The sequence below is a fragment of the Nannocystis sp. genome, assembly GCF_016714285.1.
GTDB lineage: Bacteria > Myxococcota_A > Polyangia > Nannocystales > Nannocystaceae > Nannocystis.
Genome location: NZ_JADJNN010000003.1, coordinates 295236 through 309667, shown reverse-complemented (window position 1 = coordinate 309667; position 14432 = coordinate 295236). Strand labels below are relative to the sequence as shown.

Annotated in this window: 12 protein-coding genes and 2 pseudogenes; 8 read left to right on the top strand and 6 right to left on the bottom strand. The window is 72.7% G+C overall.

Annotated features, from left to right (window positions below; translation table 11 throughout):
- Positions 1–238: 238 nt before the first annotated feature.
- The 3 genes from IPJ59_RS08910 to IPJ59_RS08900 all read right to left on the bottom strand — a co-directional run bounded on the left by IPJ59_RS08910 (position 239) and on the right by IPJ59_RS08900 (position 4564).
- A complete protein-coding gene (locus IPJ59_RS08910; RefSeq protein ID WP_293270796.1) occupies positions 239–1276 on the bottom strand; it encodes an SMP-30/gluconolactonase/LRE family protein in 1038 nt (345 codons plus the stop codon).
- Positions 1277–1331: 55 nt separating this feature from the next.
- Positions 1332–3746 carry a TAXI family TRAP transporter solute-binding subunit gene (locus tag IPJ59_RS08905; RefSeq protein WP_293270794.1) on the bottom strand — a complete coding sequence of 805 codons (2415 nt, stop codon included), beginning with the start codon at positions 3744–3746 and terminating at the stop codon, positions 1332–1334.
- A 74-nt stretch (positions 3747–3820) separates the two neighbouring features.
- Positions 3821–4564 carry a potassium channel family protein gene (locus IPJ59_RS08900; protein WP_293270792.1) on the bottom strand — a complete coding sequence of 248 codons (744 nt, stop codon included), beginning with the start codon at positions 4562–4564 and terminating at the stop codon, positions 3821–3823.
- A gap of 89 nt (positions 4565–4653) precedes the next feature.
- Between IPJ59_RS08900 and IPJ59_RS08895 the strand changes: the two genes are divergently transcribed.
- From IPJ59_RS08895 to nadE, 6 genes and pseudogenes are all read left to right on the top strand, one after another.
- Entirely contained in the window at positions 4654–5433 is a 780-nt protein-coding gene (locus IPJ59_RS08895) for a sulfite exporter TauE/SafE family protein (protein WP_293270790.1), read from the top strand.
- Between the two features lie 577 nt (positions 5434–6010).
- Positions 6011–6232 (top strand): annotated as a pseudogene (locus tag IPJ59_RS37690) (IucA/IucC family protein); the annotation flags it as partial.
- Between the two features lie 67 nt (positions 6233–6299).
- Positions 6300–7509 (top strand): annotated as a pseudogene (locus IPJ59_RS37685) (IucA/IucC family C-terminal-domain containing protein).
- 162 nt (positions 7510–7671) lie between these two features.
- On the top strand, positions 7672–8595 hold the full coding sequence (locus tag IPJ59_RS08880; RefSeq protein WP_293270784.1) for a ribose-phosphate diphosphokinase: 924 nt from the start codon (positions 7672–7674) through the stop codon (positions 8593–8595).
- 25 nt (positions 8596–8620) lie between these two features.
- The gene (locus IPJ59_RS08875) at positions 8621–9400 is read left to right on the top strand and encodes a nitrilase-related carbon-nitrogen hydrolase (RefSeq protein ID WP_293270782.1); all 780 of its coding nucleotides are present in this window, start codon (positions 8621–8623) and stop codon (positions 9398–9400) included.
- Positions 9397–10581 (top strand): NAD(+) synthase, encoded by a 1185-nt coding sequence (gene nadE / locus IPJ59_RS08870; protein WP_293270781.1) that lies wholly within the window; start codon positions 9397–9399, stop codon positions 10579–10581. The genes IPJ59_RS08875 and nadE overlap by 4 nt, the downstream gene beginning before the upstream one ends.
- A gap of 99 nt (positions 10582–10680) precedes the next feature.
- Here nadE and cgtA read toward each other — a convergent pair whose 3' ends face one another.
- The 3 genes from cgtA to rplU are packed head-to-tail and all read right to left on the bottom strand — an operon-like array spanning position 10681 to position 12587.
- Positions 10681–11910, bottom strand: a complete 1230-nt coding sequence (gene cgtA / locus IPJ59_RS08865; protein ID WP_293259192.1) for an Obg family GTPase CgtA — start codon at positions 11908–11910, stop codon at positions 10681–10683.
- A 2-nt stretch (positions 11911–11912) separates the two neighbouring features.
- Positions 11913–12212 carry a 50S ribosomal protein L27 gene (rpmA, locus tag IPJ59_RS08860; protein WP_293259194.1) on the bottom strand — a complete coding sequence of 100 codons (300 nt, stop codon included), beginning with the start codon at positions 12210–12212 and terminating at the stop codon, positions 11913–11915.
- A 54-nt stretch (positions 12213–12266) separates the two neighbouring features.
- Complete coding sequence (gene rplU, locus IPJ59_RS08855) at positions 12267–12587, bottom strand: 50S ribosomal protein L21 (protein ID WP_293259196.1); 321 nt, start codon at positions 12585–12587, stop codon at positions 12267–12269.
- Positions 12588–13076: 489 nt separating this feature from the next.
- On the opposite strand from rplU, the gene IPJ59_RS08850 reads away from it, so the two are divergent.
- Both IPJ59_RS08850 and IPJ59_RS08845 read left to right on the top strand, forming a co-directional pair.
- On the top strand, positions 13077–13532 hold the full coding sequence (locus tag IPJ59_RS08850) for a lytic transglycosylase domain-containing protein (protein ID WP_293259198.1): 456 nt from the start codon (positions 13077–13079) through the stop codon (positions 13530–13532).
- Between the two features lie 155 nt (positions 13533–13687).
- A complete protein-coding gene (locus tag IPJ59_RS08845) occupies positions 13688–14425 on the top strand; it encodes a hypothetical protein (RefSeq protein WP_293270779.1) in 738 nt (245 codons plus the stop codon).
- The last annotated feature ends 7 nt before the right edge of the window (positions 14426–14432 follow it).

The following is a 14432-nucleotide window of genomic DNA, read 5'->3' as shown; positions in this document are numbered from 1 at the left end:
GCGTCCTCGTCGAGCCCGACGTAGCAGGCCGACACCCCCAGGACACCAGCGACGAGCAGCACGCGAGGCGACATCCCGCCAGGGTCACCCGGGCCCGCGCGACGCGTCAAGCCGGGCCCGACGACCGCGAATTCGGCCAGGCCCGCGGGGCCTCCGAGCCCCAGCTCGCGCGCTGGCTCGCGCCGCCGACCTTCGCTGCTGCGTCCATCAAGGAGCGCCGACCTCCGCTGCTGCGCCCTCAGTCGTAGAGCGCCGCGCCACGCACCCCGACCGCGACGCGCACGACCCCGTCAGCGGCCAGCTGCGTGATGTAGATCGAGCAGGGGTCGAAGTCCGGACCGCGTCCGAACACGAGGCTCGCCGGATACTTGAGCGACGCCACGAGCTCGCCCTCCTGCAGCTCCGTCGCCGCCCCGTCGACCCGCCAGATCGCCCCGCCCAGGTTCGCCGCGACGTACACGTGATTGTCCTCGGACACCGCGATCCCGTCGGGCGTCGAACCAGCGCCGACGTGCAAGATCTCGAGCCCACTGCCCGCGACCGGCATGCCCTCCGCGTCGACCGCGAAGCGGGTCAGCGGCCCATCCTTGGTGAAGGTCGACGCGACGTAGAAGGCCTCGCCATCGGGGCTGTAGGCCATCCCATTCGGCGAGTCCACCTCGAGCACCACGCTGACCTCGCCGTCCAGCGTCACGCGAAACACCCGCGTGTCGAAGTCGTCGGAGACCAGAGCGCTGCCGTCCGGCGCGATGGTGATGAAGTTCGGATCGGCGATCCCCATCGCGATCACGCTCGCCTGGCCGCCCGCGTCGACGCGATAGACCGCACCGTCCGGCATCATCGCCTTCCCGAACCCGGCGACGATGAAGCCCCCGTCGGCCAGCCCCGCCAGCCCGACCGGGTCCGGCATCATCGCGAACACGCTGGCCTCCCCGGCCGCGTCGAGCTGCCACACCGTCCCGTCCGTCGTCACCCGCAACAGCCCGTCCGCCCCGAACGCGATCCCCTCGCTGCCGCCCGCGAAGCCGCGATAGAAGAACTCCTGCTCACCGACCGCCAGGTCGCTCCAGCACGCCGTCGGATCGACCACCTCGCCGGTGCTGGACGCCCCGCCCTCGCCCGTGCTCCCCGTCGTCGTCGGGCTCGCCCCGGTGCTGCTGCCCACCTCACCCGTCTCGCCCGAGCCCGACCCACCCGTGCTCGACCCGGCGCCCGCAGAGCCGTCGCCACAAGCACCCAGGAAGACCACCGCGGACAGGAACCAGAGTCGCTGCATGCGCAACGACCATACCTCGATCAAGCCTCGATCAAGCCCTCGATCAAGCCCTCGATCAAGCCGGTAAACGAAGGTGGCGGACGATCTGCCGCAGCGCCGCCTCGTCCTCGCTGAGCCCCACCAGCAGGTCCCCCGCCGCAACCATCGTGTCGTGCGGGGGGTTGATCAGCAGCCGCGTCCGCAGATCCGCGTGCGCGCTCGGCCGCCGCGTCTGCTCGCTCAGGCTCGCACGATAGAGCCCCAGCGGCACCGCCCCCGCCCCACGCTCGGGCGCCGTCACCCCGTACAGCGCCCGTCGCAGCGCACGCCAGCTCTGACCCTGCCACGCCGCCGGCAGCGGCACCGTGTACACCTCGGCGTTGGCGTCGCTAAACGCGACGATGCCGCTGAAGAACTCGGCGAAGGCCGGGTCGCGGCAGGCCGTGGCCAACCAGGTGTAGCCGAGCTGCTGGCTGTCGACCGGGATCAGCCAGCCGCTGAAGGGCTCGAAGATCTCGTCGGGCTCCGCCTCCGAGGTCTCCACCAGCGTGACCGGCAGCTGCAACGGCACCCGCGTCGCCTGCTCGCCCGGCGACCAGCTCGTCGCCACCGTCAGCTCGCGCCCCGCGTGCCCGCTCTTGCCCTGCAGCGCGAGGTTGTGCGGGTCGCGGGCGCAGGCCTGATGCACCGCGCGGGCGATCCGCAGCGGGTCGTAGCTGCTCGCCTCGCCGCCCCCGAGCCCGCTGCTCCCGCCGCCCAGCACGATCACCCGCGACGCCCGCGGCAGCCGCAGCACCCCGAGGTTCTCCGGCGCCTCGGGGTTGTCGTAGTGGATCGTCAGCGCCTTGATCTTGCCGAGCTGCAGGCGCACCCGCTTCGGCAGCGCGTCGGGCACCACCACGTGCAGCGAGCGCAGCCGCGTCGGCCCCGGGCTGCGCAGCAGGCGGATCAGCGGCAGCATGTCCTCGCGGAAGTTGAGCACCACCAGGTGCTCGTGCGTGCGCCGCCACAGCCGGGTCTGGTCCTGGGCGAAGATGTTGGTCAGCGCCGCCGTGAACCACGCCAGCAGCCCGAGCCCGAGGATCGTCGCCACCGCGCCGATCAGCCGCGCGCCCGAGGTCTTCAGCGCCTCCGCGCTGAAGTTCCCCGTGGCGAACGTGTTCATCTCCCAGAACGAGTCGTTCAGCGTCCGCAGCCGCGTGTTCGAGTCGTGCTCGAGCCACCACACCACGTAGGTCGAGCACACCACCACCAGCACGAAGGCCGCGAACGGCACCAGCGGGTTCGACAGCTGCCCCTCGAAGCCGAAGCCCGTGGCGATGCCGCGCCGCCGCAGCGCCCGACGCAGCAACCACAGCAGCAGCCCGAGCCCGAGCAGCGCCGCCGCCCCCTCGAGCGCCCCGGTCCAGTTGGCCCGCCGCTCGCGCTGCGCCGCCGCGTGGTGCAGCGGGATCGGCTCCTTCTCGGCGAAGTCGCGGAAGCGCGGCTCGAGCCCCAGCGCGTGCTGCTGCGGGTCCGCGGCGACCCGCCCGAGCGCGTCCAGCAGCTGCCCCACCGCCACGTCCTGGGCCGCCTCGGCCCGCACATCCCCGACCTTCGCCCGCGGCATCGCCGTCAGCAGCACCGCGCTCACGCACACCGTCGGCAGGCTGTACTCGAGCCCCCCGCGGTAGTGCTTCGGCTCGATCGGACAGACCCGGTAATACGGATAGCCGTCGATCAGGCGATTGATCACGTCCTCCGGCAGGGGATTGAGCGCCGCCAACCCCGAGTCGAGCACGTCCTGCACGTCGGCGTGGCCGCGGCTGGTCGTGCGCATCATCATCAGCAGCTCGCGCCTGCCCATCGCCTCCAGCGCCTCGTCGGCGCTGCCCGTGAACAGCTGCAGGTGCTCGAGCGGGTGCCCGCTGGCCCCGAGGATCACCCGCGCCGTCTCGAAGCTCCCCGAGCCGTCCTTGCCGATGAAGATCGGCGCCAGCCCGATCGCGTCGAGGTCGGCCAGGCGCACCGGCCGGCGCACCAGCATGTGCACCGCGCTGTCGCTCACCGCCGAGATGAGCCGCAGCTCGGCCTCCCGCGCCAGCTTCGGCGACACCTTGCACATCCACCCGCCCAGCCGGGTGTCGGCCTCGGTCCCGTGCGCCTGGCTCGCGCGGTACGCCTCCGCCGCCACGTCGTACTGCACGAGCGCGAAGTCCAGCGTCCCGTCGAGCAGGCGCCGGATGTTCTCGCACGACCCCTTCGTCGTCTCCGTCGCCAGCGTCAGCCCGGTGCCCGCAGCCTCGAGATCGGCCGCCAGCGCCGCGCCCAGCAGATCGTAGTCCCCCCCCTTGCTGCCCGTCCCGAAGCGCGCCGGCTCGGCCCCCGCGACCCCACCCGTCAGCAGCACCAGCCCCGCCACGAGCCAGCCCGACCACCTCCGTGACCCGCTCCCCGCCATGTCCCCCGCGACCTGTCCCTCACGACCTGTCCCCACGGACCTGTCCCTCACGACCTGTCCCTCACGACCTGTCCCCACGGACCTGTCCCGACCGCCCTGTCCCCCGCGCCATGTCACAGGCCGCGTCATGTGTCCTGCCCCGTGAGCACCAGCAGCCCGGTCGCGCCGGCCAGCGAGCGCCCTGGCCCGGGGTTGACCACCATCGTCCGCTCCGCGTCGAACAGCCCGAGCAACGTCACCGGCCGCCCCTCGGGGTCGGTCTCGACGGCCAGGCACGCGTCACGGAAGCTGCGCTCGCGCAGCTCGGGCGGCAGCGGCCAGCTCTGCACCCGCAGCCCGCCGCGCAGCAGCGCCAGCATGAAGCGCAGCACCCCGAGGTCGAGGCACGCGTGCGCCAGCAGGGCCGCGCGCAGGAAGCCCGGGTAGAAGATCGTCGTCACCCCGAGGCCCGCGAACTCGTGCGTCGCCTCCGGGTCCTCGACCGCGACCACGATGCGCGGCGGCTGCCCCCGACACGCCCGGTGGATCGCCGTGCAGGTCAGCCGCGAGAACGCGTCGGTCTCCCCGCGACCCCGGTGCGGCAGCACGATCACCGAGCCCGCCGTGGCCACCGACGCCGCGCGCCCGAGGAACTCCGCGAACACCTCGACCCCGTCGCCCACCGACGCCGCCAGATACTCCACGGACCCCCGCGCCCGCGCCGCGACCAGCGAGGCCTCGACCGCCGCCGCCGCGTGCGTGCCGATCAACACGAGCGACGCGGCCCCGAGCCCCTGCAGCGCCCGCACCAGCCCGATCGCCTCCGGCGCCCAGTTCACCACCACCAGGCGGCCGAGCCCCTCGCCGTGCGTCGCTGCGAGCTCTGCCATCCGCAGCGCGACGATGCCGCCCGCCGCGCCCCGGTGTCAAGCCACCGGCGTGCTAAGGTCGCCCGCGCGCCATCGGGCGCGAGGCCAGCGTGACCGCCGACCCGCTCTTTCTGGGCCTGATCGCCCTCGTCTCGCTGTTGCTCAGCTACATCGGCGCGACCGTCGGCCTCGTGCTCGGCCAGCTGCGCGTCGCCCTCCTCGCCTACGCCCTCGGCAACGCCGCCGTCGGGGCCGCCACCAGCCTGGCGATCTCCACCGCCGGCACCCTGATCGGGACCCTGCGCCACGCCGTCGACGGCCGCGTCCAGCCGCTGCTGCTGCTCACGATCGGCGGGCCCTCGGCCGCGGCCGCCTTCTTCACCGCCCGCTACGCCCACTTAATCGACGCGCGCCTGCTCAAGCTGGCGATCGCGATCGTCCTCATCCTCACCGGCGCGTCGATGTTGATCCGCCGCAAAGCCCCGGCCGCCGCCGACCCACCGCGGGTCGCCCCGATGCTCGCCGAGGTCGTGGTCGGCGCCGTGCTCGGCGCGATCTCCGGCCTCATCGGCCTCCTGCTCGGCTCCCTGCGCCTGCCCGCGATGATCCGCTACGCCCGCGTCCCGACCCCGATCGCGATCGGCACCAACATGGCGATCGGCACCCTCACCGGCCTCTCCGCCGGCGTCGCGACCTTCCTCGAGGGCCAGGTCGACCTCATCGCCTTCGCCGTCATCGCCCCCACCACCGTCCTCGGCGCCCACCTCGGCGCCCGCAAGACCGGCCAGCTCGCCCCCGAGACCCTCCTGAAGATCATCGCCTGGGTCCTGGTCGCCACCGGCCTGCTCATGCTCGGCGAAAATTTGATCAAGCGCCTCCTCGCCCCCTGAGCCCGACCTGTCCCTCCGGACACCCCGACCTGTCCCACACGACCTGTCCCTCCGGACACCCCGACCTGTCCCACACAACCTGTCCCTCCGGACACCCCGACCTGTCCCACACGACCTGTCCCTCCAGACACCCCGACCTGTCCCTCCCGCCATCCACCCCGCCGTGCCCTCCGCCCCCTCCACTCCGCTGACCGCCCGCGCCGAGCCCCGCTTCCTCGCCTGGGCCGCCGCCGCCCTCCCGCGCGCCTTCCCCGGCCTCCCCGCGCTCACCGCGACGACCCTGCGCGCAGCCTGGACCCTCGCCGCCCGCGAGATCGCCGCCCGCCTCGCCCTCGCCCTCGCCCGCGAGGACCTCGTCGCCGTCGACCACGACGCCCTCCGCGGCCGCGCCGGTCCGATCTCCGTCCCGCTGCGCCGCCGCGGCGCCTTCGGCCTCCACCAGCCCGACCTCGACGCCCCCCGCACTGCACCGCTCGAGCACCCCCACGCCCTCCTCACCGCCCTCGACCTCGGCCTCGCGCCCGCCACCCGCGCCCGCCTCGAGCTCGAGCTCGCCGACAGCGTGTTCCACCTCGCCATGGCCCGCGTCATCGCCGAGCTGCGGGTCCGCGCCCGCCTCGCCCGCGCCCCCTGGCCCGCCCCGCTGGACCCCGAGAACCTCGTGATCTCCGGCCACCCGTGGCACCCGATGTGCAAGACCCGCCTCGGCCTGCACCTCCACGAGGTCCTCCGCTTCGCCCCCGAGGCCCTCGCCGCCGCCCGCGTCCACGCCGTCGACGTCGACCCCGCGCTGGTCCACACCAGCGGCGCCTTCGCGGCGATGAGCGCCGAGCTGTTCCCACCCGCCGCGCCCGGGTGGCTGCGCCCTGCTCGTCCACGCGCTGCAGCTGCGCCGCCTGCCCCGCCTGCTCGCCCCCCTGTGGGGCAACGCGATCCGCCCCACCGTGCTCGCCCCGCTCCCGGCCCGGGCCCTGCTCAGCCTGCGCACCGTCGCCGTCGCCGACCTGCACCTCAAGCTCGCCGCCGACCTCCAGACCACCAGCGCCCGCCGTCAGGTCTCACCGATGAGCAGCCGCAACGGCCCGCCGCTCGGCGCCCTGATCGCGAGCATCGCCGCCGCCGACCCGCAGGTCCGCCGCCGCCTCCGCCTGCAGCCCGAGCCCGCCGCCGCTGGCCTCGCCCCGGAGGCCCTCGCCGAGCTCGCCCCGCGCGCCGGCCAGCTCGGGGCCATCTTCCGTCGCGACCTCCGCCAGCCCGCCCGCGAGCTCGCCGACGAGCTCCACCCCTCCAGCGACGAGCCCACCGTCTGGGTCTGCGCCGCCCTCGGCGAGCGCTGGCCCGGCGACCCCGCCGAGCTCCGCGCCGAGCTCACACCTGTCCCAATCGACCTGTCCCAACGATCATCCTCACCTGTCCCGAGCGACCTGTCCTCCAGGACATCCCCTCGCGACCTCACCCACGAGTCCGCCCTCCTCCACCGCCGTGAGGGCGACCCGCTCCTGCGCACGATCACCGCCGCCTACCCCTCCCCCGAGGCCGCCCTCGCCCACTACGTCGACCTCCTGGTCCCGCCCGCCCTGCGCCTGTGCAGCGCCCACGGCGTCGCCCTCGAGTTCCACCTCCAGAACACCCTCGTCGTCCACCGCCGCGGCCGCCTGTGCGGCTTCATCGTCCGCGACCTCGGCGGCGTCCGCCTCCACCGCGCCCGCCTCGCCGCCGCCGGCCACAACCCGACCCTCGCCCCCGGCTTTCATCGTCACCGACGACCTCGCCGAGCTGCAGACCAAGCTCGCCCACACGCTCTTGCACGCCCACCTCGCCGCCGTCTTCACCTGGGCCGCCGAGCTGCTCGGCGCCGACGAGCGCGCGTTGTGGGCCCACACCCGCGCCACCATCGACGCCGCCCTCACCGCCTGGGCCGCCGCGCAGCCGCGCCTCGCGGACGCCTGCGCCGCCGACCGCTCCGCCCTGCTCGCGCCCGAGGTCCAGGCCAAGGCGCTGCTGCGCATGCGCATCGACGAGCGCGTCAGCGACTACGGCTACACCCGCGTCCCGAGCCCCCTCGCCGCAGATTGATCCGCCGCTCGCATGCAGCCGAGCCCGGGCCCACAGATTGATCCGCCGCTCGCACGAGCCCGCTCGCCGCAGAGGGATCCGCAGCCGAGCCCGCTCGCCGCAGATTGATCCGCCGCTCGCATTGAGCCGCACGCGCGCCCCGGGCTATGCTCCCGGCCCGGCATGCAGCGCCCCCCGTCCTCGGCCCCGTCCCTGGTGTTCGCCATCCCCGAGTACCGCGACATGCAGGCCCAGCTGTGCGCCGCCGGTCACGAGCCCGGCGAGCTCCACATCGACACCTTCCCCGACGGCGAGCGCTACATGCGGATCGCCTCGGAGGTCGACGGCCGCGACGTCGTCCTGCTCGGCGGCACCATCTCCGACGCCGCCACCCTCACCGTCTTCGACCTCGGCTGCGCCCTGGTCCGCTGCGGCGCCCGCCGCCTGACCCTCATCGTCCCCTACTACGGCTACGCCACCATGGAGCGCGCCGTCCACCCCGGCGAGGTCGTCACCGCCAAGACCCGCGCCGCCCTGCTCTCCGCGATCCCCTCCGCCTCCTACGGCAACCGCATCCTCCTGCTCGACCTCCACGCCGAGGGCATCCCGCACTACTTCGAGGGCGGCCTCACGGCGTTTCACGTCTACGCCAAGCCGGTCCTCCGCGACGTCATCACCCGCCTGGGCGGCCCCGACTTCGTGCTCGCCTGCACCGACGCCGGCCGGGCCAAGTGGGTCGAGTCGCTCGCCAACGACGTCGGCGTCACCGCGGCCTTCGTGTTCAAGCGCCGCCTCTCCGGCGACCACACCGAGGTCTCCGCCCTCGACGCCCAGGTCCAGGGCAAGCGCGTCGTCATCTACGACGACATGATCCGCACCGGCGGCTCGCTCGTCGGGGCCGCCCGCGCCTATCAACGCGCCGGCGCCACCAGCCTCGCCGCCGTCGCCACCCACGCCCTCCTGCCCGGCGACTCCCTCGCCAAGCTCCAGCGCTCCGGCCTCTTCACCGACATCGTCTGCACCGACAGCCACCCCCGCGCCCGCGAGCTCGCCCCGCAAGGCCTCGAGGTCGCCGCGATCGGCCACCTGTTCCTGCCCTACCTCTAAGAACCTGTCCGAAAGGCCATCCGCAATGCAGCTCGTCAAGGTCGCCGCCGCCGCGCTCAACCAGACCCCGCTCGACTGGGACGGCAACCAGGCCCGCATCGTCCGCGCGATCCGCGCGGCGAAGGCCCAGAACGTCGCCCTCCTGTGCCTGCCGGAGCTGTGCATCCCCGGCTACGGCTGCGAGGACGAGTTCCAGAGCCGCGGCGTCACCCTCGAGTCGTGGCGGATCTTGCAAGAGATCCTTCCAGAGACGCAGGGCATCGCCGTCGCCCTCGGCCTCCCGATCATGCACCGCGGCGTGCTCTACAACGCCGCCTGCATGATCGCCGACGGCGTCGTCCTCGGCCTCGTCGCCAAGCGCTTCCTCGCCGGCGACGGCATCCACTACGAGCCGCGCTGGTTCAAGCCCTGGCCCGCCGGCAAGCACATCCAGTGGAAGCACGCCGGCCAGAGCTACCCGCTGGGCGACCTCCTGTTCGAGATCGGCGGCCTGCGCGTCGGCTTCGAGATCTGCGAGGACGCCTGGGTCCCCGGCCGCCCCGGCCCCGAGCTCGCCGCCCAGGGCGTCGACATCATCCTGAACCCCAGCGCCTCCCACTTCGCCTTCGCCAAGCACGAGGTCCGCAAGCAGATCGTCCTCGACGCCTCCCGCACCTTCGGCGCCACCTACGTCTACTCCAACCTCGTCGGCAACGAGGCCGGCCGCATCATCTACGACGGCGAGGTGCTCATCGCCTCGTGCGGCAAGCTGCTCGCCGAGGGCCCCGCTTCGGCTTCGACGACGTCTATCTCACCACCGCCGTGATCGACATCGACCACGTGCGCATGAGCCACAGCCGCACCACCTTCACCCCCGCCGTCGACGACAGCCTCCGCGCCGTCGTCCGCTCCGAGGCCGCGCTGCCCGCCGCCGAGTTCGTGGTCCCGCCGCCCAGCCAGGCCAACCAGTGGCCCGAGCCCCGCTACGAGAAGCACGAGGAGTTCACCCGCGCCCTCGCCCTCGGCCTGTTCGACTACCTGCGCAAGAGCCGGTCCCGCGGCTTCGTCATCTCGCTCAGCGGCGGCGCCGACTCGGCCGCGATCGCGTACCTCATCTCCGCCATGGTCGAGCTCGCCTGCCAGGAGCTCGGCCTCGCCGCCGCCTGCACGCGCCTGGGCCAACCGCCCGCCGAGACCCCCCGCGACCTCTGCCACGCCCTGCTCGTGTGCGTCTACCAGGCCACCGCCAACAGCGGCCCCGTCACCCTCAGCGCCGCCCGCACCGTCGCCGCGGCCGTCGGCGCCGAGTTCCTCCTCTTCGACGTCGAGCCCCTGGTCCGCGGCTACCTCGGCATGGTCGAGGGAGCGATCGGCCGCCAGCTGTCGTGGAAGACCGACGACATCGCCCTGCAGAACATCCAGGCCCGCGTCCGCGCCCCCGGCGTGTGGATGATCGCCAACCTCCGCGGCGCCCTCCTGCTCGCCACCAGCAACCGCAGCGAGGCCGCCGTCGGCTACGCCACCATGGACGGCGACACCTGCGGCGGCCTCTCCCCGATCGCCGGCATCGACAAGGCCTTCCTGCGCGAGTGGCTGCGCTGGGTCGAGGCCAAGGGCCCCACCGGCCTCGCCCCCGTCCCCGAGCTCCACGCCGTCAACGCCCAGCAGCCCACCGCCGAGCTGCGCCCCGCCGAGCAGGCCCAGACCGACGAGGCCGACCTCATGCCCTACCCCCTCCTCGACGCCATCGAACGCGCCGCGATCCGCGACAAGCGGACCCCGCAGGAGTGCCTGCAGGTCATGGCCGCCCGCTTCCCCGAGTACGACCGCCCCCAGCTCATCGTGTGGGTCAAACGCTTCTTCCGCCTGTGGTCCCGCAACCAGTGGAAGCGCGAGCGCTACGCCCCGAGCTTCCACCTCGACGACCAAAACCTCGACCCGAAGACCTGGTGCCGCTTCCCGATCCTCAGCGGCGGCTTCGAACACGAGCTCGAGCGCCTGGTCTGATCACGGCGCCGCCACTCGCTCGCCGCCACTCCACGCGCCGTTCGCACGGCAGCTCCCGCCTGTCCGATCGGACAGGTCACTCCGCCGCGCCCCGCGGGGTCACTCCACCGCGGCGGGCTGGCGGCGCACCATGTCGACGCGGCGCCACAGCGCCTCCATCAGCTCTGGCACGCCCTCGCCGGTGAGCGCGGAGATCGGGAACAGCGGGATGCCCTGGGCCCGCAGCGCCTTGCGCAGCGGCTGCAACGCCTCCTGGCTCTCGCTGGTGTCGATCTTGTTGATCGCCACCACCCGCGGGCGGCCCTCGAACATGTCGCCGTAGTGCTTGAGCTCGTGCTCGAGCGCGGCCAGGTCGCGCAGCGGGTCGCGGTCCTCGGCGAAGTCCGGCGAGAGGATGTGCAGCAGCACGCGGGTGCGCTCAAGGTGGCGGAGGAAGTCGAGGCCGAGGCCCTTGCCCTCGCTCGCGCCGCGGATCAGCCCCGGCACGTCGGCGACCACCAGCGAGCGCTCATCGGGCAGCGCAGCCACGCCGAGCTGCGGCACGAGCGTCGTGAACGGATAGTCCCCGACCTTCGGCCGCGCGCGAGAGATCGCCCGGATGAAGGTCGACTTGCCGACGTTGGGGAAGCCGACGATGCCCACGTCGGCCAGCAGCTTGAGCTCGAGGCGCAGCCAGTAGGCGTCACCGGGCGTGCCCGGCTCGGCGTGGTCCGGCGCCCGGTTGGTCGAGCTGCGAAAGTGCACGTTGCCGCGCCCGCCGCGGCCGCCCTTGGCGATCACCAGCTCTTGCCCCGGCGTCGTCAGGTCGGCCAGCAGGTCCCCCGGCTCGGGCGGCAGCTCCGGGTCCTTCTGGCCCTGGCGCCGCTTCCTCGGCTTCTGCGGCTTCTCCGGCAACACGAGCTCCGGCGGCTCGTCCTCCTCGTCGCGCGGATCCTCGACCCAGTGGACCAGGCCGAAGTTCTCCATCGCGTCCGCGTCCTCGCCCGCCTCCGCGAGCCACGGCGGGCGCTCGCCGGGCTCGCCCGCGAGACCCTCGAGGTACACCATCGTGCCGAGCGGCACGCGCACCCGCAGGTCGTCCCCGCTGCGCCCGGCCATCTTGTTCGGCCCGCCGTTCTTGCCCGACTCGGCCGCGAAGTGCTGGCGAAACTTCAGATCCAGCAGGGTGGTTAAATGGTCGTCGGCGACGAAGATGACATCGCCGCCGCCACCACCATCACCGCCCGCGGGACCGCCGTCGGGCACGAACTTCTCGCGTCGCCAGCCGACCAGGCCGTCGCCGCCCTTGCCGGCGCGGACGACGATGCGCACCTGGTCGACGAAGCGCATCGCTACTCGGCCGCCGACGCGAGCTCGGCCTCGTTCGCGCCGACCGCGACCGGGTCGATGGCGACGAAGGTCTTGCGCTCGTGGCCCCGCTTGTAGAAGCGGACGGTGCCGTCGCTGAGGGCGAACAGCGTGTAGTCCTTGCCGGTGCCGACGTTGTTGCCGGCGTGGAAGCTGCTGCCGACCTGGCGCACCAGGATGTTGCCCGCGCGCACCAGCTCGCCGCCGAACTTCTTGACGCCGCGCCGCTGCGACTTGGAGTCGCGGCCGTTCTTGATCGAACCTTGACCTTTTTTGTGTGCCATCGTCGTCTCTCCTGCCGCGGCCTGCCCCGAAGGACAGACACAAGCGGCTGTCTCTTAGCCGTGGATCCCGGTGATCTTGACCTCGGTGTAAGCCTGGCGGTGGCCCTGCTTCTTCCGGTAGTTGGTGCGCTTGCGGAACTTGTACACGACGATCTTGACGCCGCGGCCGTGGCTCACGACCTCGCCGGTGACCTTGGCACCGGCGACGAGCGGCGTGCCGATCTTGACGGCGTCACCCTGACCGACGAGGAGCACCTCGAAGTCGACCGCGGTGCCCTGGGCGACCGCCAGCTTCTCGACCTTGAGGACGGAGCCGGGGCTGACGCGGTACTGCTTGCCGCCGGTGCGGATGATGGCTTGCTGAAGCTCGCTCACAGAAACTCTCAGTTCTTCAGGTGATGCGCCCACCCGGGCGGCGACCGTCGAGCCGGCCGCGTCTGCTCGGAGTGGTGAAGCCCCCGCCGAGCGCGAAGGGACAAGGCGTATAACGGGATCGACCCCGAAGGGTCAAGCCGCGCACACACGGCCGCGGTCCCGTCGCGCGTGACACGCCGACCCGGGCCCCCTGCAGCGCCACCTCGCCTCGCGCCAGAACCCCCAACCGGTGCTGCTCCAACCCTCGGCTGTCCTGTCCTGGACGGGAAAAACTTGGAAGCCACATCGCACCATGTAAGATGAGGCTTACATATGCCCACTTCAGCTCCCGGTCGGCGGTTGCGCACAGTCGCACGGCATCTCTGGCGCAACAGCCTCGTGCGGGCCATCGGCCCGACGCCGTGGACGGTCACATGGCTGTTGCTGGGCCTGGCGCTGACCAGCGGGGCATGTGCGGGCTCACGATCGAGCGCAGCGCGATCTCCCGGCATGGTCCACGGCAGCGGCGGCGAGCCCTCGTGGCCCGCGGCGCAGCGGGAGCAGATCGCCGCCGTGCAGCCCGAGGTCCAGGAGGCCGCGCAGCGCTTCCAGATCGACCCTGGCCTGGTGAACGGCATCATCTGGGTCGAGAGCAAGTTCAACGCCCGGGCTCGCGGTCCGGGCGGCACCCAGGGGCTCATGCAGCTGATGCCGGCCACCGCACGCGAGCTCGCCAAGAGCCTCGGTGAGCGGCCCCGGCCCTACGACCCCGGCTTCAACATCCGCGCCGGCAGCCTCTACCTCTCGCGCATGATCAAGCGCTTCGGCGACGTGAAGCTCGGCCTCGCCGCCTATCACGGCGGCCCCGGCCACGTGCTCAAGTGGCAAAAAGCCGGCAAGCGCGGCATCCCCGACGGCAGCAAGAAGTACGTCGAGAAGGTGTTCGCGGCGCGCGACCGGTTCTAGTGCCACTCTGAGACCCTCGCCGTCGCTGGCGAGGCGGCACATCGAAGCTGTACCGGGCGAAGCCAGCGCCGACGAGGCCAGGCGAAGCGGTGTGCCGACTTGCGAGGCCCCGGCCCTGAAGTGACAGCGTCCGCGGGCGCTGTTACGGTGGCACGATGCGCTTACGCCTGCTGGTCACCTCGCTCGTGCTCGTCGGCGCCTGCGGTGGCCCGACCCCGCGCCCGACCCCCGAGGTCATGCCCGAGGTCGCCGCCGAGTACGGCGCCCTCTACAACAACTGGGACGAGGCCCGCTTCCTCGCGCTGTTCACTCCGGAAAAGGCGGCGAAGCTGTCCGCGTTGCCCGATCCAGTCGGGCACTCCCGCGAACACTTCACGTGGCTGCGCGAGCAGCTCGGCGCCTGCGGCGAGCCGCGATTCATGTGGGTCGCTGACAAACGCAGCGCCCGCTGGAGCTACCCCTGCGAGCGCGGCGCGCTCGAGGCCCACTTCACCCTCGACGCGGCCGGCCACATCGTCCGCGTCCGCTCGGGGGCCGCTGGGATCCCCACCCCGCCCGCGCTGCTCGCCGCCGCCAAGACGCTGCTCGCCTCGCTGCCCTGGGCCTGGAACACCAGCCACCCCTTCAAGCACAACCTCACCCTCTCGCCCGCGACCAAGCTGGGCCACTGCACCCTGCTGCAGCCGTGGGTGGTCGGCGAGCGCGGCGGCCTGTTCCACGCCCGCTGCGACAACGGTGAGGACGCCGTGCTGCGCCTCGGCCTCAACGCCGACGGCACCATCTCGCTCGCCGAGCTGTTCTCTGCGCAAAAGCTCTACAAGGGCCCGCCGATCGCAGGACCGGCCGAGCCCGCCCAACCTGACGAGCCAGCCGCAAACCAACCGGACGAGTGAACCGACG